Here is a 21093-nt window from a genome sequence, read left to right as displayed (position 1 = left end):
CCCGACAACGCGAGAAGGCCCGCTGACGCGGGCCTTCCTGCTGTTGGGCGGGCGGGGACGGCCGACCGCCTCCCGCCGCGCGGGTCAGGCCATCAGCTCGTCGTAGATCTTCTGGCACTCGGGGCAGACCGGGAACTTCTTGGGGTCCCGGTTGGGCACCCACACCTTGCCGCACAGCGCGATCACCGGCATGCCCGTGACCGCGCTCTCGGTGATCTTGTCCTTCTGCACGTAGTGGGCGAACCGCTCGCGGTCGCCGCCGTCGTGCGAGAGGTCCGGACGGGTCTCGCTCTCCGGAACCACTTTGTTGACAATGTCCATCGTCATCGTGCCCTCACACCTCCTCGGTCTCTGTCCACGGTAGCGGGCGGGACGGCCGATCAGTTCAACGTCGGATCGTCAGGGAAGGTCGCCACGAAGGCGAGCTCCCCGCCCTGGCGCCGCAGGACCCGTGACCACAGGCCGTGGGGGTCGTCGCAGAACACGTCATCGGCGGTCGCGGGGAGAACATACCAGGCCCCCTCGTCGATCTCGGCCCGCAACTGCCCGGGGCTCCACCCCGCGTACCCGGCGAAGACCCGGAACCGCCGCAGCGCGTCGGCGACGAGCTGCGGCGGGGCGTCCAGGTCGACCATGCCCAGACCGCTCGGCCACACCCCGGAGTCCATCGCCTCCAGCGACCGCCAGCCCAGCGGCTGCTGGCCGTTGGCCGGCTCCGCCAGCGCCAGTCCCGCGTCCGTGCCGACCGGGCCTCCGGCGAACATGACCGCCGGGTGGCTGGCGTGGCGTCCCCAGTCCGCCAGGACCTCGCCGACCTCCAGATCCGAGGGGCGGTTGACGATGACCCCCAGGGTGCCCTCTGCCGGGTCGTCGTCGATCACGAAGACCACGGAGCGGTAGAAGTTCGGATCCCTCAGCAGTGGAGTGGCCACCAGCAGCGTCCCGGTCAGACTCAGCCGATCCATGCCTGCCTCCATACCCGGCTCCACTGTCCGGCTCACGCGCCGTTGATCACTGTCTGTACGCAAATGTACGGAATCGTGGGATCGATCGCTCAGGCCTCCCGGACCCCCGCGTGGCCGTCGCGGAGCGCCACCTCCCGCACGGCCTCGGCCACCCGCTGCGACAGTCCGTGGTGGAAGACGCTGGGGATGATGTAGTGCGGGCTCAGCTCCTCGGCGGTGACCACCGAGGCGAGCGCGTCGGCCGCGGCCAGCATCATGTCGGAGGTCACCCGGTGGCTCTGGGCGTCCAGCAGGCCGCGGAAGAACCCGGGGAAGACCAGCACGTTGTTGATCTGGTTGGGGTAGTCGCTGCGCCCGGTGGCCACCACCGCGGCGTGCAGCGCGGCGATCTCGGGGTCGATCTCCGGCTCCGGGTTGGCCAGGGCGAAGATGATCGCGTCCTCGTTCATCTCGGCGACGTCCCCGCCGGACAGCACGTTGGGCGCGGAGACCCCGATGAACACGTCGGCCCCGCGCACCGCGCCCGCCAGGTCGCCGACGTAGCCGGACGGGTTGGTGTGGGCGGCGATCCACTCCAGGTTGGGGTCGAGGTCGTCGCGGCCCCGGTGCACCGCCCCGCGGATGTCGCACACCACCACGTCCTTGGCCCCGGCGTGGAGCAGCAGCTTGAGGATGGCGGTGCCCGCCGCGCCGGCGCCGGACATGGCGATGCGGACGGTGTCGATCTCCTTGCCGACCACGCGCAGCGCGTTCTTGAGCGCGGCCAGCACCACGATCGCGGTGCCGTGCTGGTCGTCGTGGAAGACCGGGATGTCCAGCAGCTCCCGCAGCCGGGCCTCCACCTCGAAGCAGCGGGGGGCGGAGATGTCCTCCAGGTTGATGCCGCCGAACCCGGGGGCGATGAGCTGCACGGCGCGCACGATCTCGTCGGTGTCCTGGGTGTCCAGGGCGATCGGCCAGGCGTCGATGTCGGCGAACCGCTTGAACAGGGCCGCCTTGCCCTCCATGACCGGCAGGGACGCCTCGGGGCCGATGTTGCCCAGGCCCAGCACCGCCGAACCGTCGGTGACCACGGCCACGGTGTTGCGTTTGATGGTCAGCCGACGGGCGTCGTCGGGGTTGGCCGCGATCGCGGAGCAGACGCGGGCCACCCCCGGGGTGTAGGCCATGGAGAGCTCGTCGCGGTTGCGCAGCGGCACCTTGGAGCGCATCTCGATCTTGCCGCCCAGGTGCATGAGGAAGGTGCGGTCGCTGACCTTGTGGACGGTGACGCCCTCGATCGCGTCCAGGGACTCGACGATCGCCTGCGCGTGGGTGGTGTCGCGGGCCGCGCAGGTCACGTCGATGCGCAGCCGCTCGCGGTCCGAGGAGTTCACGTCGAGCGCGGTGACGGCGCCGCCCACCCGCTCGACGGCGTTGGTGAGGCTGCTCACGGCGCTGGCGCGTCCGTCGATCTCCAGGCGGACCGTGATCGAATAGGAGACGCTGGGAAGGCTGGCCACGGGAAGCTCCTCGTTTTCCACGGGTCGACCGCGTGCGGACGGGTCGCTGGTTCTTCTGGGGACCGCTGCCGCGCCGGGCGGAGACGGCGCCCGACCCGCGGAGGGGCGGACCCCGTGCGGACGCTGGCCTCGGGACCCGGCCGACTCCGCGCGGTGCCGGTCCGCGGTGGAGACCCGCCGCACCGTGCGGCTCAGGGTTCTCCCGCGCGCTCCCGGGCCAGACGTTCGATGATATCGACACACGTACGGTGCGCGATCACGGTTGTGTCGAGGACCACCTGGTAGTGCCTGGGGTCGGCCGGGTCGGCCCGGTAGAAGCGGCGCACGTAGGCGCTGCGCGCCCGGTCGTTGGCGTCGAGGTCGCGCAGGGTGGGCGGGCGGCGCGGGGCGTCGGGCGCGGCGCCGGAGGGCAGCTCCTCGGACCGTCCGGCCTCGCGCAGCGCGGCCGCCTGTTGCAGCCTCCGGTCGCGCGGCCCGTCGAGCCGTACGTGCAGGGCGGTGGGGTGGTCGGCCAGGACCACCGCTCCGGCCCTGCCCAGGATCACTCCGCCGCCGGCGGCCACGGCGGTGATGACGTGCTCGGTGTGCTCGACGAACTCCTGGTCGTACAGCAGGCGGCCCTCGGCGTCGGTGGCGCCGATGAAGACGGTGTCGACGCTGCCGAGGGTGGCGCTGGGCAGCCGGGCCAGACCGGCCAGCAGCCGCCCCAGGCCGACGGGGGCGCGGTCGTCGTGCTCCAGCACGTCCTCCAGGGAGCAGCCGAGCCGCTCGGCCACCTCCTCGGGGATCGCCCGGTCCAGGAAGGGGACCCCCAGCCGCTCCGCCACCGCGGGTCCGATCACGCTGCCCGCCGCGCCGTAGGTCGCGGAAATCGTCACCACGGGAGCCATCGGACACCGCCTTCCGTTGGATCTGCTGGGCTTTTACCCGGCGGAAGGCCGCTTAGCCGGGGGCCGCTGCGACCGGCCCCCGGCTACGGGTGTCCGGCGGCTCAGAAGAGCGCGGAGGTGAGGCTGCGGCGGGCCTTGGAGACCCGCGGGTCCCCGGAGGGCAGCACCTCGAACAGGCCGAGCAGGTGCTTGCGCGCCCGGTCCCGGTCGTCGTCGCTGGTCCGGCGGACGGTGGCCACCAGCCGGGCGAACGCGTCCTCGACCTTGCCGCCGTACATGTCGAGGTCGGCGACCGCGCACTGGGCGGCGACGTCGGTGGGGTCGTCGGCGGCGGCCTTGCGGATCTTGTTGACGTCGAGGTCGCGCACCCGGGCCAGGAGGCGCACCTGGGCCAGTCCCATCGTGTAGTCGGCGTTGCCCGGGTCCTTCTCCAGCGCCGTGGTGTAGGCGGCCTCGGCCGCGGCGAAGTCGCCGCGCTGCACCGCCTCGGCGGCCTCGGCCTGGACGGGGTCGCGCTTGGGCTCCTGCTCCTGCTCGGCGGGCTGGGCCGGGCCGACACCGGTGAAGCCCTCCGGCAGCACCCCCTGCTGCCGCAGCGCCGTGAAGACCTGGACGAGCAGGCCGCGCACCTGCTCCTCGTTCATCGGTCCGGCCGCGAGGGGCTGGATCTGGCCGCCCAGGACCAGGTAGAGAGAGGGGATCCCCTGCGCCCGCAGGGCCTGGGTCAGTTGCGGGCTGACCTCGGCGTCGACCTTGGCCAGCAGCCACTGCCCCCCGGCCTCGACGGCCAGCTTGTCCAGCGCCTGCTCGGTCTGCTTGGACTCGTTCGACCAGCTCGCCAGCAGCAGGAGGAGGACCGGGGCCTGTAGGGACCGTTCCAGGACGTCGCGCTGGAAGTTCTCCTCGGTGGCATCCACGGCGTAGGGGTTGGCGGTCCCCGACGCCGCCTCGGCCTTCCGTTTGGCTTCACGTTCCAGGGCCGCTTTGCGCGCGCCGAGATCGACCGCGCCGTGCATGGAGAATTCCGAAGGCTGCATGTTTCCATCCTGCCGCATCCGTCGCGACCGCGGCGCACCTTATTCCCCTCAACGGCCCGCGCGCCGCACTCAACTTTCGGCGGTGAAGTCCCCGTAGTCCACCCGCAGCTTCCGGAAGAGGGTGAAGATCTGCCACCGCTCCTCGTCGGTGTAGCAGCCCAGTCCGAAGTCCATGTCCAGCAGGTCCCGGGTGGCCTTCTCCACCACCTCGCGCCCGGCGTCGGTGATCTCGGCGAGGGTGCCGCGCCCGTCGCTGGGGTTGGGCCTGCGCCGGACGAAGCCCTGGCGCTCCAGCCGGTCGATGGTGTTGGTGACGCTGGTGGGGTGCACCATCAGCCGCTCGCCGATCTTGCCGAGGGGCAGCGCGCCGCTGGAGCTGAAGGTCAGCAGGACCAGCGCCTCGTAGCGGGCGAAGGTCAGCGCGTACGGCTTGAGCGTGGCGTCCAACTGGCTGAGCAGGAGCTGCTGCGCCCGCATGACCGAGGTCACAGCGGCCATCGCCGGGGACTTCCCCCAGCGGGCGGTCCAGTTGTCGTGCGCGCGCTCGATCGGGTCGAACGGGAGGTTCAGCGGGTTTCCCACACCGGACACTCTAGCGACCTCGTCTGACGGGCCCTCTGCGGGTGAGGCGGCGTCCCGGGCGGGCCGGTGCTCCCGGCCCGCCCGGGAGACCTCAGGCCGCGGGCACCGACAGCAGCAGCGCGTCGCCCTGTCCGCCGCCGCCGCACAGGCCCGCAGCGCCCAGTCCGCCGCCCCGGCGGCGCAGCTCGTGGACCAGGTGCAGCACGATGCGGGCGCCCGACATGCCGACCGGGTGGCCCAGCGCGATCGCGCCGCCGTTGACGTTGACGATGTCCTCGGAGACGCCCAGGTCGCGCGTGGACTGTAGGGCCACGCTGGCGAACGCCTCGTTGATCTCGACCAGGTCGAGGTCGCCGACCTCCCGGCCCGCCTTGGCGAGCGCCTGGCGGATCGCGTTGGACGGCTGGGAGTGCAGGGAGTTGTCCGGCCCCGCCACGTTGCCGTGCGCCCCGATCTCGGCGAGGACCTCGCAGCCGAGCTCCTCGGCCTTGGCCCGGCTCATCACGACGACCGCGCAGGCGCCGTCGGAGATCTGGGAGGAGGACCCGGCGGTGATGGTGCCCTCGGGGTCGAAGGCGGGGCGCAGCCGGGCGAGGCTCTCCACGGTGGTGTCGGGGCGGACCCCCTCGTCGGTGTCGAAGACCTTGGGCTCGCCCCGGCGCTGCGGGATCTCCACCGGGACGATCTCCTCCTTGAACCGCCCCGCCTCGATGGCCGCGGCGGCGCGCTGGTGGGAACGGGCCGCGAAGGCGTCCTGCTCGGCGCGGGTGATGCCGTGCCGGACGTTGTAGCGGTCGGTGGACAGCCCCATCGACACGTTGTCGAAGGCGTCGGTGAGGGCGTCGTGGGCGGTGGCGTCGAGCACCTCGACGGAGCCGTACTTGTAGCCGTGGCGGGCCTTGGGGAGCACGTGCGGGGCGTTGGTCATGGACTCCATGCCGCCCGCGACCACCACGTCGTACTCGCCCGCGGTGATGAGCTGGTCGGCGAGCGCGATCGCGTTGAGGCCGGACAGGCAGACCTTGTTGATGGTGAGCGAGGGGACGCTCATGGGGATGCCCGCCCTGACCGAGACCTGGCGCGAGGGGATCTGCCCCTGGCCGGCCTGGAGGACCTGGCCCAGGATGACGTAGTCGACCTGGTCCCCGGAGATCCCGGCCCGCTCCAGGGCCGCCTTGACGGCCACGGCGCCCAGCTCCACGGCGGTGAAGCCGGAGAGTGCTCCGAGCAGTTTTCCGATGGGGGTGCGCGCACCGCTGACGATGACCGATCCTGGCATTGCAGAGCCCTCCTCGTTCCATCCCTCACCTGGTCTGTCACCATACAGACAGCCGTGCCAGCGGCTCTGAGGGAGGGAGGACGCTTTGCTCACCCGGATCGACCACATCGGCATCGCCTGCCGGAACCTGGACGAGACCGTGCGCTTCTACCGGGAGACCTACGGCTTCGAGGTGACCCACGAGGAGGTCAACGAGGAGCAGGGGGTCCGGGAGGCGATGCTGCGGATCAACGGGACCGACGACGGCAAGGCGAGCTACCTGCAACTGCTGGAGCCGATCCGCGAGGACTCCCCGGTGGCCAAGTTCCTGGCCCGCAACGGCGAGGGGGTGCACCACATCGCGTTCGGGACGGACGACGTGGCGGGCGCCGCGGCCGTGATCGGCGGGCGCGGGGTCCGGGTGCTCGACGCGGCGCCGCGCAAGGGCTCGATGGGCTCCCTGATCACGTTCCTGCACCCCAAGGACTGCGGCGGGGTGCTCACCGAGCTGGTCCAGGCGAACGAGGACGGGGCGCAGCACTAGGCGCGGCGGAGAGCGGTGCCGTCCGGTTCCCCGGCTCCGGACCGGACGGTACCGCCCTCCGCCGCCGCTGCATGCCCAAGCAGGCACGGAGCGACCGAAAACCCAGCTTCTCCCCCAAACCACCTTCCGTTCTCGGCACGACTTGGTAAAGTCTCCTAGCCGCCGTTTTCACCTTCGGCGTGTGCTCTTCCAACCCGGCGGTCCACGTCTTCGTTTCCGAGCGGCCACAAAACACCAGTTCGTCAGGCAATTGGCACAATCCCATAGCAATGCGGTGAACCCACCGCGCAGTCTGCTGTCGCGGAGTAGGCTCCCGCCCAAGAGCGGTCTTCACCCTGAGGCAGCACAGACACGGCCCCGGCCGATTGCTGTGACGCCCGCCGCACCGAAACGAAGACACCCGTCCGTAATGTAGCCGTCTCGTCACCTGTTCAGGATTCCGCCACATGTCGTCCGATATTGACGCCCAGCTCAGTAATTTCTTCGACGAAAACAACCAGGCGTTGGAGTTCGACGTTGCCCTGCGCGGCTACGACCGCGGTCAGGTCGACCACTACCTCGCCCAGCTCAGGCAGGAAGGCCGCCGGGCGCGTGAGGAGGCCGAGAAGCTCCGCAAGGAGCTGGCCGAGGCCAAGCGCCAGTTGCAGGAGCAGGAGCGGCCCACCTACTCCGGTCTGGGCGCCCGCATCGAGCAACTGCTGCGCCTGGCCGAGGAGCAGGCCACCGAGCTCGTGCACGACGCCCGCGCCAAGGCCAACGACATCAAGGTCGCGGCCAAGGTCGAGGCCGCCGAGATGCGCGCCGCCGCCGAGAACGAGGCCACCGAGCTGCGGTCGACCGCGCAGCGCGAGGCCGACGAACTGCGGCAGTCCGCCGAGCGGGAGGCGGACGAGATCCGCACCTCGGCCCGCCGCGAGGCCGAGGAGCTGGCCTCCAGCACCGAGCGCGAGGTGCAGAAGAAGCGCGCCGCGGTGGACCACGAAATCGCCGAGAAGCGGGCCACCTTCGAGGGTGAGATCGCCAAGCTGCGCACCACCACCGAGCGCGAGTGCGCCCAGGCCCGCGCCTCCGCCAAGCGCGAGCGGGACGAGATGATCCAGGCCGCCAAGCGGCAGGCCGACGAGATGCGGTCGCAGGCCCAGCGGGCCCTCGAGGAGAGCGAGGCGCGGCGGGCCCAGGAGGAGGCCGACTTCGAGATCCAGCTCGCCGCCCGCCGCGAGGAGGCCGAGCGCCAGGACGCCGAGCGCCTGGCCGCCGCGCAGGCCGCGACCCAGAAGCTGGTCGCCGAGGCCGAGGAGCGGGCCGCCAGCGCCGAGCAGCGAGCCACCAAGGCCAGCGCGCAGGCCGAGCAGACCCGCCGCGACGCCGAGCAGCACGCCAAGCAGGTCGTGGCCAACGCCAAGAAGCAGGCCGAGCAGATCACCTCCGAGGCCAAGGCCAAGGCCCAGCACCTGGTCAGCGACGCCAAGACCGAGGCCGACCGGATCCTGACCAAGGCCCAGCAGGAGGTCGACGAGCTCACCCGCCAGCGCGACAGCATCCAGTCGCACCTGCAACAACTGCGTCAACTGCTGGGCGGCGGCGCCGGTGCCTTCCCCTCGGTCGCTCCGGCGGCCCCGGAGCCCGCGGCGATCGAGTCGACCCCGGCGTCCGCTTCCCAGAAGCAGCCGGTGGCCACCCCGTCAAGCAGCAAGAGCAGCGCCGACGACGAGGACTGGTGGCAGGAGTAGGCCCCTGCCCGTGGCGGTGAGGCTCACGGCAGGCCGAGGCCCGGTCCGGACGGACCGGGCCTCGGTGCGTTCACGGCCCGCCGGGGCGGGCGGCTCGCGAGGTCAGAGCAGGACGTCCTTCTCGTAGGGGCCGTCCCACTCGGTGGGCAGCGGGTGGGCGTGGGGGGCGACCCGCCTGACGATCTCGTTCAGCACGATGCGCACGTAGGGTTCGCCCACCCACAGGTGCCGGGCCTTGTCCACGCCGATCACCTCGGCCTGGGGCACCCGGGCGAATCGCTTCCGGGCCTCGTCGGGGCGCAGGTAGTCGTCGAGTTCGGGGACGAGGGCGACCAGGGGCCGACCGAACTCGGCCCAGGCGTCCAGGTCGGCGTCGGTGGCCCGGTGCAGCGGCGGGGAGAGCAGGATCGCGCCCTGGACCGCCGGGTCGCGGCCCCACTTGAGCGCCAGCTCGGTGCCGAAGGACCAGCCCACCAGCCAGGGCGCGGGCAGGTCCTCGAACTCGGTGAACTCGATGGCCGCGGCGACGTCGTGGCGTTCGGTCTCCCCGCCGCCGAACGTGCCCTCGCTGGTGCCGTGCCGGGACGTGGTGCCGCGCGTGTTGAAGCGCAGCACCGCGGTGTCGGCCAGGGCGGGCAGCCGGAAGGACGCCTTGCGCAGCACGTGGCTGTCCATCATCCCCTCGGCGGTGGGCAGCGGGTGCAGGCAGATGATCGTCGCCACCGGGTCCCTGTCCTGCGGCAGGGCGAGTTCGCCGACCAGCGCCAGGCCGTCCGCGGTGTGCAGGGTGACGGGGCGCCGCCGGGCGGGCAGCACGGTACTCGCTCGGATCTCCATGGTTCCTCGGGGTCGCGGATGACGGGACGGGGTCAGTGCCGGGGGTGGCGGACCGAGCGGTGGGCGCGCCGTTCCCAGCAGGAGCTGTGCCAGTGGCGGCGGTCCTCGCCGTCGCCGTAGGCGGCCCAGGCCACCACGTGCGGCATGCCCGGCGGGATCTGCTGGTAGCAGCCCGGACAGCGGTAGGTCTTGACCGCGGCCGCGCCGCTGATGCGGCGGATCGCCCACTCCCCGTCGGGGCCGCTCTCGTACCGTTCCCCGCCGGTAATCCGGTTGATCAGCGCGGACTCGTCGTCGCGGGGTCGGCTGGCCTTCTTTCTGCGGGGGGTGTTGCGGCGCGGACTCACCCTTCCAGCCTAAGAGATCCGGTGCGGACGGGCGTCCGGACGGCCCGGCGGGGCGATGCTCCCGAGGCGGGGGCGCTCCCCGCCGGATCGCGCCGCTTCCGCGGGCCGTGCGGACGCCCGCGACCGGGTCAGGAGCGGACCGTGTCGCGCCCTCGCGCGGCCAGCATGGTGAGCAGCGGGGCGGCGGCGTCGGTGAACAGGCCCAGCCGGGACAGGTCCGCCAGGGTGTCGGTGACGTTCTTCACGCCGCGCTCGTCGAGCATCGCGATGAGCCCCGCGGGGTAGCCGCAGCCCAGGCGCATCGCGGTGTCCACGTCGTCGGCGGTGGCGTAGCCGTCGCCGACCATGCGGGCCGCGTCGTTGAGGTGCGGGACCAGCAGCAGGTCGGCCAGTGCGGCCTGGTCCGCTCCGTCGCCGACCAGGGCGGCCAGCGGGGCGGTCGGCTCCGGCTCGGCGGGGTTGTCGCCGCCGGAGTAGTCGTAGAACCCGCGTCCCGTCTTGCGCCCGTGCAGGCCGGCGGCGACCATGCGGCGCAGCAGCGGGGCGGCCGCGTAGCGGGGGCTGCGGAACTCCTCCCACAGCACGTCCATGACGGCGAGGAGCACGTCGAGGCCGACGAGGTCCGACAGGGTGAGCGGCCCCATCGGGAAGCCGGCGGCCTCGGTGACCGCGGCGTCGATCTGCTCGCGGGTGGCCAGGCCCTGCTCGTAGACGGCGACGGCGTGGTTGAGGTAGGGCACCAGGAGCGCGTTGGCGACGAACCCGGCCCGGTCGCCGACGGCGACCGGGGTCTTGCCCAGCCGCTTGACGACCTCGGTGGCGACGTCCAGCACTCCCGGGTCGGTGACGACCGTGGTGACGATCTCGACGAGCTTCATCACCGGTGCGGGGTTGAAGAAGTGCAGGCCGACGACCTTGCCGGGGCGGTTGGTGAGCGCGGCGATCTCGGTGACCGACAGCGAGGAGGTGTTGGTCGCCAGGATCGCGCCGGACGGCAGAATGCGGTCCAGGTCCTGGAACACGGAGCGCTTGATGTCGAGGCGTTCGGGCACGGCCTCGACCGCGAAGTCCGCGTCGGCCAGGTCCTCGCGCGACGTGGTGAACGTGACGCGGCCGAGGATGTCGCGCTGCTCGTCCTCGGTGAGCTTGCCCTTGGCCACGGCTCTGGACAGGGACTTCTCCAGGTGTCCGCGTCCGCGCTGCAGCGCGGCGTCGTCGATCTCGACTCCGGTGACGGCGAAGCCCGCCCGGGCGAACACCTCGACGATGCCGGCGCCCATGGTCCCGAGCCCGACCACTCCGACCTTGCTGAATTCCTCCACCATGGCCCCCACCCTAGACGGTGGCCCTCTCGGCGCCGGCGGCCGGGCCGCCCTCGGAGGGCAGGGAGACCCGGCCGCCGACCGGAGGTGCCGGGAGACGGAGGAGGATCAGCAGTCGACCAGTTCGGGCGACTGGTTGAGCAGTTGGGCGCGGGGGGTGACGAACTCCTTGTAGGCGGCGTCGGCCTCGGGGCGGAACAGGGCCACCTTGTGGCAGTTCTGGAAGGCCAGGCGCAGTCCGAAGTGCCGCTGTACCGCGCCGCGCATGGCGTCGCTGGCGAGCAGGCGCAGCAGTTGCCCGCGCTCCTTCTCGCCGGGCGGCGGCACCTCGTTGGCCGCGTACTCGTCCTCTCCGGTGGCGACCTGCTCGGCCAGGCGGGCGATGACGCCCCAGGCGTAGGGGAGCGACTCGCGGATACAGGCGACGAACTCCTCGTCGGTGACCGGGCCGCGGCGGGCCTTGTCGAGGAGCTCCGGTGAGACCGTCAGTGACATGCTTCCCCCTCGTGTCGGGTGGTGGACGGTGCCTGGGGTGGCGGAGCGCTCCACTCCGATCACGCTCCGCGCTCCCAGTGCGACGGTAGGCCTCCTCTCCGCGACCGTCATGCGGCGCGAGAGTGAGACCTGGCTTACCCACCGTACAAGAAAACGATTTTCATTTTCTACCCCCGGGGGAATCCGCCGGTCACCGCGCGGCCCGCCCGCGTCGGCCCCGCCCCGCTCCCCGGCGCGGGCGCCCCGGCGGAGGCCTGCCGGATTGCCCGGAACCGTGCCAAGCGGTGTCCCGAAACCGGTACCGTGCTTCCCGTGCGTCTCGTTATCGCCCGTTGCAGCGTCGACTACGTCGGCCGGCTGACCGCCCACCTGCCCATGGCGCCCCGCCTGATCCTGATGAAGGCGGACGGGTCGGTCTCCATCCACGCCGACGACCGCGCCTACAAGCCCCTGAACTGGATGAACCCCCCGTGCACGGTGCGGGAGAAGCCCGGCGAGGACGGCACCTCCGTGTGGACCGTCACCCACAGCAAGTCCGGTGAGCAGCTCATCCTGACGATCGAGGAGATCCTGCACGACAGCAGCCACGAACTCGGCGTGGACCCCGGGCTGCGCAAGGACGGCGTCGAGGCCCACCTCCAGGAGCTGCTCGCCAAGCACATCACCACCCTCGGCGAGGGCTACACCCTGATCCGCCGCGAGTACCCCACCGCGATCGGGCCGGTGGACATCCTGTGCCGCGACGGGAACGGCACCACGGTGGCGGTGGAGATCAAACGGCGCGGCGAGATCGACGGCGTCGAACAGTTGACCCGCTACCTGGAACTGCTCAACCGCGACCCCACGCTCCGGCCGGTGCGCGGCGTCTTCGCCGCCCAGGAGATCCGGCCGCAGGCCCGCGTGCTGGCCACCGACCGGGGCATCGCCTGCGTGACCCTGGACTACGACGCGCTGCGCGGCATCAAGAAGGACGAGATGACGCTGTTCTGAGCCGCCGGGGAGACAGGGCTCCCGGGCGGGCGCCGTCTCCCCTCCCCCGCTCAGGGACAGATCAGGGCCATCCCCGAGGCCGTCGAGGATGCGCCGGAGCGCACCGGAAACTAGGGTTTTGTCCCATGAGCGACTCTTCCCGTCCGGACCGCAGCGAGATGCGCGCCTCCGACGCCGACCGCGACCGGGTCGCGGCCCGGCTGCGCGAGGCGCTGGCCGAAGGGCGGCTCACCCCGGACGAGCACTCCGAACGGCTGGACGCGGTCTACAGCGCCAAGACGCTGGGAGAACTCGCCCCCCTGGTCCGCGACCTGCCCGAGCCCTCCTCCGACTCCGCCACGGACCTCTCCTTCGCCTCACCCCGCCCGGTCTACGGGCGGGAACGCGTCGTCGACTCCTCCCCCGACGGCCACTTCTCGCTGGCGCTCATGGGCGCGGCCGAACGCAGCGGCCGCTGGACGGCGCCCCGGACCTACCAGGCGCTGGCCGTCATGGGCGGGATCAAACTGGACCTGCGGGAGGCCCGTTTCGTCTCCCGGGAGACCACCATCGTCGCCAACACCCTCATGGGCGGGATCGAGGTCATCGTCCCCGACGACATCGAGGTGCGCGTCAACGGCGTGGGGATCATGGGCGCCTACGAGGTCAAGGGCGGCGCCCCCAGCAGCGTCGTGGAACCCGGCGCCCCGGTGGTGCGCGTCGTGGGCGCGGCGCTGATGGGCGCGGTCGAGGTCATCCGCAAACGCCGCAAGCACCAGAAGAAGCACGACCGGCCGGAGATCGAGGAGGGGGACTGAGCGGTCCGCACCGGCGGCCGCCGGATCGGTTTCCGTCACGAACCGCAGCCACACCCTTGCCCACAGCCACCGGTCGGTGACAAGCTGCATCCGTCTCTGCACAACTTTCTGCACCCGTTCCGACACTCTCGGAGACGGGCGCGTCAGGAGGATGAGCGTGCGTACACCGACCGGACTCCCCCCGCAGACCGCGCGCCTGGGGCGGCGACTGTCCGTCGTCGCCGTCACGGCCGTGCTGGCGGCCCTCGGTCTCTCCCCCGCCTCGTCCGCGTCCCCGATCCCCGCCGACGAGGCCCTGCTGCCCCGGCTGGTCACCACCGGGGCCATCCGCACCCACTTGCAGAACCTGAGCACCATAGCCGAGTACAACGGCGGCAACCGCGCCAGCGGCACGCCCGGCTACGACGTGGCCGCCAAGTACGTCGTCGACCAGCTCGAACGCGCCGGGTACAAGGTCGTCAAGAACCACTACTCGTTCGACGAGTGGGTGGAGCACAGCGGCGCGGTGCTGGCCCAGACCGCGCCGGAGAGCCGCGACTTCGTCCGCGGCGAGGACTTCCTGACCATGACCTACTCGGCCGCCGGGGACGTCACCGCGCCCGCGGCGCCGGTGGACGCCGACAGCGCCGACAGCGGCTGCGAGGAGGCGGACTTCGCCGACTTCCCCGCGGGGGCGATCGCCGTGCTGCGCCGCGGGACCTGCACCTTCGAGCAGAAGGTCGCCAACGCCGCCGCGGCCGGGGCCGTGGGCGCGGTGGTCTTCAACCACGGGGCCACCCCGAACGACACCGGAGTGATCAGCGGCACCCTGAGCAACCCGGCGGCGATCCCGGCCGTGGGCGCCTCCGCCGCGGTCGGCGAGGCGCTGCTCGGCGCGGGCGGGGGCCTGGAACTGCGGCTGAAGGTCGACGCGGAGGTCCGGACCTCCCACTCCTACAACCTCATCGCCGAGACCAAGGGCGGCGACCGGAACAACGTGGTGGTGGTCGGCGCCCACCTCGACAGCGTCCACGACGGACCGGGCATCAACGACAACGGCAGCGGCACCGCCGTGCTCCTGGAGATCGCCAAGCAGGTGAACCGGCTCGGGCCGCCCGAGAACAAGGTGCGCTTCGCCTTCTGGGGCACCGAGGAGGCGGGCCTCGTCGGCTCCACCCGCTACGTCGAGGGCCTCAGCGACCGGGAGCGGGAGCGGATCGCGCTCTACCTGAACTTCGACATGCTCGGCTCGCACAACTACGCCCGCTTCGTCTACGACGGGCGCAACGAACTGCCCGGCTCGGCCCCCGCCCCGGCGGGCTCTGCGGCGATCCAGAAGGTCTTCGAGGACTACTTCACCGCCCGGGGACTGGAGTCGGAGCCCACGGAGTTCAGCGGGCGCTCCGACTACCGGGCCTTCATGCTCGCCGGAATCCCGTCCGGCGGCCTGTTCAGCGGCGCCAACGGCACCAAGACCGAGGAGCAGGCCGCCCGCTACGGCGGTACCGCGGGGGCGAAGTTCGACCCCTTCTACCACACCGCCGACGACACCCTGGCCCACATCAACTGGAACGCCGTCGAGGAGCTGTCCGACGGCGCCGCCTACGCGGTGGAGGTCTTCGCCGCCAGCACCCTCCCGGTGAACGGGGTGGCGCCGTTCTCCGCCCGGGCGCTGTCCGACGCCTCCTTCGACCGGATCGGGGAGCGCTGGACGCGCTGACGCCTCCGGGGCGGGCCGCGCCGCGGTCCGCCCCGCCTTCCCTTCCGGGCCGCCCGCCCGGTCAGCGCCGCCCGGGCGGGTCCTCCTCGTCGGCGGCCCGGTCCGCCTCCGGGCGGTCGGGCTCCTCCGCCTCCGGGCCGAAGCCGGGCGCCGACGGCGGTGCTCCCGGTCCGGGGTCGGCGGCAGCGATCTCCTCGTCGCCGATCCGGTCGAGCCTGGGGTTGGGTTCGAAGGGTCTGCTGGTCATGCGGGGCCGCTACCCGGCAGCGCCCCGCCTACCCGCGCCGCTGTTGCCCCTCCCGGCCCGCAGCGCGTCGGCCCCCGCTGGCTAGGGTGGCCGCATGAAGGAACGCGACATCGACCAGCCCGTCGTGCTGTCGAAGATCTACACCCGCACCGGTGACGACGGCACCACGGCGCTGGGGGACATGAGCCGCACCCGCAAGACCGACCCGCGGCTGGTCGCCTACGCCGACGTGGAGGAGGCCAACGCGGCGATCGGGGTGGCGCTGGCCCTCGGCGACGTGCCCGACGACGTGCGCGCGGTGCTGGGGCGCGTGCAGAACGAACTGTTCGACCTGGGCGCGGACCTCGCCACGCCGGTCGTCCCCGACCCCGAGCACCCCCCGCTGCGAGTCGAGGCCGCCTACGTCGAGCGGCTGGAGGCCGACTGCGACCGGTACAACGCGGACCTGCCCGTGCTGCGCAGCTTCATCCTGCCGGGCGGCTCCCCCGCCACCGCGCTGCTGCACTCCGCCCGCGTGGTCACCCGCCGCGCCGAACGCTCCGCGTGGGCGGCGATCGAGGCCCACGGCGACTCGGTCAACCCGCTGACCGCCACCTATCTGAACCGGCTGTCGGACCTGCTGTTCATCCTGTGCCGGGTGGTGAGCGGCGGCGACGACGTGCTGTGGAAGCCGGGCGGCGAGCGGGACTGACCCGCCGTCCATGACGGTGGCGGGCGGCTCCCGGAGAGGCCGCCCGCCACCGCCGGGACCACCGGCGTCTACTCGTCGTCGTCATCCCGCCAGGGCACTCCCGGCGGCAGCGACTCCAACCAGGACAGGAAGCCGGTCAGGGCGGCGTCGCTCATCGCCAGCTCGTAGACCGGCTCCTTGGGATCGGAGCCGTCCGGGGCGGTCCAGCCCACCTCGACGACCACCAGGTCGTCGGTCAGCTCCCGCAGCTCCTCCCCCTCAGGGCTACGGCGCCCCACAACGACGAGACCGCGGCGCGGCAGCTCGACTGCCGGCCGCGGCCACAGGGAGAAGATGCGATACCAGCGCAACTCGTCGGTCCCGTACCTGCCGCACCCGATCCGCCAGGGACGGCGACGGCCGTGCACGGGACGCAGATAACACTCGACCGCTCCACCGCCGCGTTCCAGGGCGTAGCGCCGCGCGATCACCGCGACGAGCCCCAACAGGGCGAGGGCGAGCAGCGAGAAGAACGACCATTCGGCGATCTCGAACCACGTTCCGATGTTCAGCTGCTCCCCCAAGAGTCACCCCCGCGTACGCGGGACGCCTTCTTCGCGTCCGCGCCGTTCCACCCGCCGGGACGGTCAGGCGGCTTCCCCGGCGGCCCGCAGGCGGCTGCGCGCACGGGCGACGCGCGCCTGCGCCTCCTCGTCGCCGAGCGCCGCGCCCTCGGCCCGTTTCAGGGCGGCGCGGGCCCGCTCCACGTCGATCTCCTCGGCCAGCTCGGCGATCTCCGCGAGGATCGAGATCCGGTCGCCCAGGGTCATGGCGATGAAGCCGCCGTGCACCGCGGCGCGGACCTCGCCGGTCTCCCGGGCGCCCAGGATGCGCACCACCGAGCCGGGCGCGAGCAGCGCCAGGACCGGGACGTGTCCCGGCTGGATGCCGATCTCGCCTTCGACCGTCTTGGCGATCACCATGTCGCCCTCGCCCGCCCAGAGCTCCCGCTCGGGAGTGACGAGTTCAACAAAGAGCTTCTTCGACACTGCCTCAAACTCCTCAGATCGAGGGCCGTCCGCCGGTCGGGGGCGGCGTGTGCCGCCGCCCCCGTCCCGCGACTGCTAGCCCTGCAGCGTCTTCGCCTTCGCGACGGCCATCTCGATGTTGCCGACGTCCAGGAACGCCTGCTCGGGCAGGTGGTCGTACTCGCCGTCGCAGACCGCCTTGAAGGAGGCGATGGTCTCCTCCAGCGGAACGAACACGCCCGGGGTGCCGGTGAACTTCTCGGCGACGAACATGTTCTGCGACAGGAAGCGCTCCAGCCGCCGCGCCCGGTGCACGATGATCTTGTCCTCTTCGGACAGCTCGTCGATACCGAGGATGGCGATCTGGTCCTGCAAGTCGTTGTTGCGTTGCAGGATCTCCTTGACCCGCTGGGCCACCTCGTAGTGCTCCTGGCCCACGTACTGCGGGTCGAGGATGCGGGAGGTGGAGGTCAGCGGGTCCACCGCCGGGTAGATGCCCTTCTGCGAGATCGGGCGGGAGAGCTCGGTCGTCGCGTCCAGGTGGGCGAAGGTGGTCGCCGGGGCCGGGTCGGTGTAGTCGTCCGCGGGCACGTAGATCGCCTGCATCGAGGTGATCGAGTGGCCGCGGGTGGAGGTGATGCGCTCCTGGAGCAGACCCATCTCGTCGGCCAGGTTCGGCTGGTAGCCCACCGCGGAGGGCATGCGGCCCAGCAGGGTGGAGACCTCCGAACCCGCCTGGGTGAAGCGGAAGATGTTGTCGATGAACAGCAGCACGTCCTGCTTCTGCACATCGCGGAAGTACTCCGCCATGGTCAGCGCCGACAGCGCGACCCGCAGACGGGTGCCCGGAGGCTCGTCCATCTGCCCGAAGACGAGGGCGGTGTCCTGGAGGACGCCCATCTCCTCCATCTCCAGGAAGAGGTCGGTGCCCTCACGGGTGCGCTCGCCCACGCCCGCGAACACGGACACACCACCGAAGTTGCGGGCGATACGGGTGATCATCTCCTGGATGAGCACCGTCTTGCCGACACCCGCACCACCGAACAGACCGATCTTGCCACCGCGCACGTACGGGGTGAGCAGGTCGATGACCTTGATGCCGGTCACCATCATCTCGGTCTTCGACTCCAACTGGTCGAAGGCCGGGGCCGGACGGTGGATCGGCCAGTACTCGGTGACCTTGAGCTCGGACTTGGGGATGTCCTGCGGCTCGCCCAGGGTGTTGAACACGTGGCCCTTGATGCCGTCACCGACCGGGACGCTGATCGGCGCGCCGGTGTCGCGCACCTCGGCTCCGCGGACCAGACCGTCCTGCGGCGCGAGGCTGATGGTGCGGACCAGGTTGTCACCGAGGTGCTGGGCGACCTCAAGAGTGATGGTCTTGGTCTCGCCGTTGATGGTGACGTCGGTCTTCAGGGCGTTGTAGATCGGAGGCAGGGAGCCGACGGGGAACTCCACGTCGACGACCGGGCCGGTGACCCGGGCGATGCGGCCGGTCGCCGTCGCGGGCGCGGCCGTCCCTTCAGCAGTCGCAGTCACTTCTCTTACTCACTCCCCGCGCTGGCAGCAGCGAGGGCGTCGGCGCCGCCGACGATCTCGCTGATCTCGTTGGTGATCTCCGCCTGGCGGGCCTGGTTGGCCTGGCGGGTCAGGGTCTTGACAAGCTCCTCGGCGTTGTCGGTGGCCGCCTTCATCGCGGCGCGGCGCGACGCGTGCTGAGACGCGGCCGACTCGAGGAGGGCGAAGTAGACCCGGTTGGTCACGTACTGGGGAAGCAACTGGTTGAGCACTTCCTCAGCACCGGGCTCGAACTCGTACAGCGGCAGCGGCCCCTGCTCGGCCTCGAGCACCTTGGGCTCGACCTCCTCGACCTCCAGCGGCAGGATCCGGGAGGCCCGGGCCTGCTGGGTGATCATGGAGACGAACTCGGTGGAGACGATGTGGATCTCGTCGACGCCGCCCTCCGCGGTCTCCTGGACGAACTTGTCCATGAGGACCGAGGCGATCTCCTTGGCGTGCATGTAGGAGGGGCGTTCGGTGAAGCCCTCCCAGGAGTCCGCCATGGGACGCTCGCGGAAGTTGTAGAAGCCGATGCCCTTGCGGCCCACCATGTAGACGAGCACTTCCTTGCCCTGCTCGGTGAGGAGCTGGGTGAGGCGCTCGGCTTCCTTGATCGCGTTGGCGGTGTAGGCGCCGGCGAGGCCCTTGTCGCTGGTGATCACCAGCACGGCGGCCCGGATGGGGTTCTCCGCCTCGGTCAGCAGCGGATGCTCCCTGACCCGAGCGGCCACCGCGGACACCGCCCCGGTGATCTCCCTGGCGTAGGGGCCAGCCGCCTCGGCCGCCCGCTGCGCCTTGGTGATGCGCGTGGCGGCGATGAGTTCCATCGCGCGGGTGATCTTCGCCATCGACTTGGTCGAGCGGATCCTCCGGCGATAGACGCGAAGCTGTGCACCCATGGGCTACTTCCCGCTGGTCTTGGCGACCTTGATGGTCTCCTGGCCGACCTCGGACTCGTCCAGCGCCTCGGCCGGGGCCTCGGTGCCGAGGATGGTCCCGGCACTGGTCTGGAAGGTCTTCTTGAACTCGTTGATCGCGTCGGTCAGGGCCTGGGCGGTCTCGTCCTCGAACTTCTCGGTCTCCCGGATGGTGTCGAGGATCTTGCTGTGCTCGCGGCGCAGGTAGGCGAGGAACTCCGACTCGAAGCGGCGGATGTCCTCGACCGGGACGTCGTCCAGCTTGCCGGTGGTGCCGGCCCAGATGGAGACGACCTCCTCCTCCATCGGGAAGGGGGAGTACTGGCCCTGCTTGAGCAGCTCCATGAGGCGGGCGCCCCGCTCCAGTTGCGCCTTGGAGGCCGCGTCCAGGTCCGAGCCGAAGGCGGCGAACGCCTCCAGGTCGCGGTACTGGGCCAGACCCACGCGCAGGGAGCCGACCACCTTCTTCATGGCCTTGGTCTGCGCGGCGCCACCGACGCGGGAGACCGAGATACCGACGTTGATCGCCGGGCGCTGGCCCTGGTTGAACAGGTCGGACTCCAGGAAGACCTGGCCGTCGGTGATGGAGATGACGTTCGTCGGGATGTAGGCCGACACGTCGTTGGCCTTGGTCTCGATGATCGGCAGACCGGTCATCGACCCGCCGCCCAGCTCGTCGGAGAGCTTCGCGCAGCGCTCCAGCAGGCGGGAGTGCAGGTAGAAGACGTCACCGGGGTACGCCTCGCGGCCCGGCGGGCGGCGCAGCAGCAGGGAGACCGCGCGGTAGGCCTCGGCCTGCTTGGTCAGGTCGTCGAAGACGATGAGGACGTGCTTGCCCTGGTACATCCAGTGCTGGCCGATGGCCGAGCCGGTGTAGGGGGCGATGTACTTGAAGCCCGCGGGGTCGGAGGCGGGAGCGGCCACGATGGTGGTGTACTCCATCGCGCCGGCCTCCTCCAGGGCGCCGCGCACACCGGCGATGGTGGAGCCCTTCTGACCCACCGCGACGTAGATGCAGCGCACCTGCTTGTTCGGGTCGCCGGACTCCCAGTTGGCCTTCTGGTTGATGATCGTGTCGATGCAGACCGCGGTCTTGCCGGTCTGCCGGTCACCGATGATCAACTGGCGCTGACCGCGGCCGATCGGGGTCATCGCGTCGATCGCCTTGATGCCGGTCTGCAGCGGCTCGTGCACCGGCTTGCGCTGCATGACCGTGGCCGCCTGGAGTTCGAGTTCGCGGCGCTGGGTCGTCTCGATCTCGCCCTTGCCGTCGATCGGCCGGCCGAGGGGGTCCACCACGCGGCCCAGGTAGGCGTCGCCCACCGGAACGGAGAGGACCTGGCCGGTCCGCCGCACCGTCTGGCCTTCCGCGATCTTGGTGAAGTCACCGAGGACGACGACACCGACCTCGCCGATCTCCAGGTTCTGCGCGATGCCCTGGGTGCCGTCCTCGAATTCCAGCAGCTCGTTCGCCATCGCAGAGGGAAGGCCACTGACGCGGGCGATGCCGTCACCGGAGTAGGTGACGGTTCCGATCTCCTCGCGTGCGGCGGCGTCAGGCTCGTACGACTGGACGAAGCGCTGCAGCGCGTCCCGGATCTCCTCCGGTCGGATCGTCAGCTCCGCCATCTCACGTATGTCCTTGCTCTCGTTGGCGCCGCGTACGGCGCCGTGCG

At 71.3% G+C, this 21093-nt stretch carries 23 protein-coding genes; 6 read left to right on the top strand and 17 right to left on the bottom strand.

What is annotated here, in order from left to right:
- Positions 1-84 precede the first annotated feature (84 nt).
- The 7 genes from AC529_RS17400 to AC529_RS17370 all read right to left on the bottom strand — a co-directional run bounded on the left by AC529_RS17400 (position 85) and on the right by AC529_RS17370 (position 6255).
- Entirely contained in the window at positions 85-327 is a 243-nt protein-coding gene (locus AC529_RS17400) for a DUF3039 domain-containing protein (RefSeq protein ID WP_068758429.1), read from the bottom strand.
- A gap of 53 nt (positions 328-380) precedes the next feature.
- Positions 381-965: a YqgE/AlgH family protein gene (locus AC529_RS17395; protein ID WP_068758463.1), complete on the bottom strand. Its 585-nt coding sequence runs from the start codon at positions 963-965 to the stop codon at positions 381-383.
- Positions 966-1054: 89 nt separating this feature from the next.
- Entirely contained in the window at positions 1055-2467 is a 1413-nt protein-coding gene (locus AC529_RS17390; RefSeq protein ID WP_068758428.1) for an NAD-dependent malic enzyme, read from the bottom strand.
- Positions 2468-2658: 191 nt separating this feature from the next.
- Complete coding sequence (locus AC529_RS17385) at positions 2659-3357, bottom strand: cytidylate kinase-like family protein (RefSeq protein ID WP_068758427.1); 699 nt, start codon at positions 3355-3357, stop codon at positions 2659-2661.
- 101 nt (positions 3358-3458) lie between these two features.
- Positions 3459-4394 (bottom strand): tetratricopeptide repeat protein, encoded by a 936-nt coding sequence (locus AC529_RS17380; protein WP_068758426.1) that lies wholly within the window; start codon positions 4392-4394, stop codon positions 3459-3461.
- Between the two features lie 69 nt (positions 4395-4463).
- Complete coding sequence (locus AC529_RS17375; protein ID WP_068758425.1) at positions 4464-4976, bottom strand: MarR family winged helix-turn-helix transcriptional regulator; 513 nt, start codon at positions 4974-4976, stop codon at positions 4464-4466.
- Between the two features lie 91 nt (positions 4977-5067).
- On the bottom strand, positions 5068-6255 hold the full coding sequence (locus AC529_RS17370; protein ID WP_068758424.1) for an acetyl-CoA C-acetyltransferase: 1188 nt from the start codon (positions 6253-6255) through the stop codon (positions 5068-5070).
- 85 nt (positions 6256-6340) lie between these two features.
- Between AC529_RS17370 and mce the strand changes: the two genes are divergently transcribed.
- Both mce and AC529_RS17360 read left to right on the top strand, forming a co-directional pair.
- The gene (gene mce, locus AC529_RS17365) at positions 6341-6778 is read left to right on the top strand and encodes a methylmalonyl-CoA epimerase (RefSeq protein WP_068758423.1); all 438 of its coding nucleotides are present in this window, start codon (positions 6341-6343) and stop codon (positions 6776-6778) included.
- 446 nt (positions 6779-7224) lie between these two features.
- Complete coding sequence (locus tag AC529_RS17360; protein ID WP_068758422.1) at positions 7225-8508, top strand: DivIVA domain-containing protein; 1284 nt, start codon at positions 7225-7227, stop codon at positions 8506-8508.
- A gap of 102 nt (positions 8509-8610) precedes the next feature.
- On the opposite strand, the gene AC529_RS17355 is transcribed toward AC529_RS17360, so the two are convergent.
- From AC529_RS17355 to AC529_RS17340, 4 genes are all read right to left on the bottom strand, one after another.
- Positions 8611-9345, bottom strand: a complete 735-nt coding sequence (locus tag AC529_RS17355) for an alpha/beta hydrolase (RefSeq protein WP_068758421.1) — start codon at positions 9343-9345, stop codon at positions 8611-8613.
- A gap of 32 nt (positions 9346-9377) precedes the next feature.
- The gene (locus AC529_RS17350) at positions 9378-9692 is read right to left on the bottom strand and encodes an ATP/GTP-binding protein (protein WP_198156471.1); all 315 of its coding nucleotides are present in this window, start codon (positions 9690-9692) and stop codon (positions 9378-9380) included.
- Between the two features lie 128 nt (positions 9693-9820).
- Positions 9821-11017 (bottom strand): 3-hydroxyacyl-CoA dehydrogenase, encoded by a 1197-nt coding sequence (locus AC529_RS17345; protein ID WP_068758420.1) that lies wholly within the window; start codon positions 11015-11017, stop codon positions 9821-9823.
- 105 nt (positions 11018-11122) lie between these two features.
- Positions 11123-11509, bottom strand: coding sequence for an SCO5389 family protein (locus tag AC529_RS17340; RefSeq protein ID WP_068758419.1), 387 nt, complete (start codon positions 11507-11509; stop codon positions 11123-11125).
- Between the two features lie 312 nt (positions 11510-11821).
- Here AC529_RS17340 and nucS point away from each other — a divergent pair, with 312 nt between their 5' ends.
- The 3 genes from nucS (at position 11822) to AC529_RS17325 (ending at position 14995) form a co-directional block, all read left to right on the top strand.
- Entirely contained in the window at positions 11822-12499 is a 678-nt protein-coding gene (gene nucS, locus AC529_RS17335) for an endonuclease NucS (RefSeq protein ID WP_068758461.1), read from the top strand.
- 125 nt (positions 12500-12624) lie between these two features.
- On the top strand, positions 12625-13296 hold the full coding sequence (locus AC529_RS17330; protein ID WP_068758418.1) for a DUF1707 SHOCT-like domain-containing protein: 672 nt from the start codon (positions 12625-12627) through the stop codon (positions 13294-13296).
- Between the two features lie 151 nt (positions 13297-13447).
- Complete coding sequence (locus tag AC529_RS17325) at positions 13448-14995, top strand: M20/M25/M40 family metallo-hydrolase (RefSeq protein ID WP_068758417.1); 1548 nt, start codon at positions 13448-13450, stop codon at positions 14993-14995.
- Positions 14996-15056: 61 nt separating this feature from the next.
- Here the strand turns inward: AC529_RS17325 and AC529_RS17320 are convergent, their stop codons facing one another.
- A complete protein-coding gene (locus AC529_RS17320) occupies positions 15057-15242 on the bottom strand; it encodes a hypothetical protein (RefSeq protein ID WP_068758416.1) in 186 nt (61 codons plus the stop codon).
- 94 nt (positions 15243-15336) lie between these two features.
- On the opposite strand from AC529_RS17320, the gene AC529_RS17315 reads away from it, so the two are divergent.
- Positions 15337-15933, top strand: coding sequence for a cob(I)yrinic acid a,c-diamide adenosyltransferase (locus AC529_RS17315; protein ID WP_068758415.1), 597 nt, complete (start codon positions 15337-15339; stop codon positions 15931-15933).
- A gap of 68 nt (positions 15934-16001) precedes the next feature.
- Here AC529_RS17315 and AC529_RS17310 read toward each other — a convergent pair whose 3' ends face one another.
- The 5 genes from AC529_RS17310 to atpA form a co-directional block, all read right to left on the bottom strand.
- The gene (locus AC529_RS17310) at positions 16002-16496 is read right to left on the bottom strand and encodes a DUF2550 domain-containing protein (RefSeq protein WP_068758414.1); all 495 of its coding nucleotides are present in this window, start codon (positions 16494-16496) and stop codon (positions 16002-16004) included.
- Positions 16497-16559: 63 nt separating this feature from the next.
- Positions 16560-16961 (bottom strand): F0F1 ATP synthase subunit epsilon, encoded by a 402-nt coding sequence (locus AC529_RS17305; protein ID WP_068758413.1) that lies wholly within the window; start codon positions 16959-16961, stop codon positions 16560-16562.
- A gap of 75 nt (positions 16962-17036) precedes the next feature.
- Entirely contained in the window at positions 17037-18479 is a 1443-nt protein-coding gene (atpD, locus tag AC529_RS17300; RefSeq protein ID WP_068758412.1) for a F0F1 ATP synthase subunit beta, read from the bottom strand.
- A 5-nt stretch (positions 18480-18484) separates the two neighbouring features.
- Positions 18485-19399: a F0F1 ATP synthase subunit gamma gene (locus AC529_RS17295; RefSeq protein WP_068758411.1), complete on the bottom strand. Its 915-nt coding sequence runs from the start codon at positions 19397-19399 to the stop codon at positions 18485-18487.
- 3 nt (positions 19400-19402) lie between these two features.
- Positions 19403-21046, bottom strand: coding sequence for a F0F1 ATP synthase subunit alpha (atpA, locus tag AC529_RS17290; RefSeq protein ID WP_068758410.1), 1644 nt, complete (start codon positions 21044-21046; stop codon positions 19403-19405).
- Positions 21047-21093 lie beyond the last annotated feature (47 nt).

The sequence above is a fragment of the Thermobifida cellulosilytica TB100 genome, from assembly GCF_001517975.1.
Lineage (GTDB): Bacteria > Actinomycetota > Actinomycetes > Streptosporangiales > Streptosporangiaceae > Thermobifida > Thermobifida cellulosilytica.
Note: the sequence above shows the minus strand (reverse complement) of the source record. Positions and strands in the feature narration are given on the sequence as shown.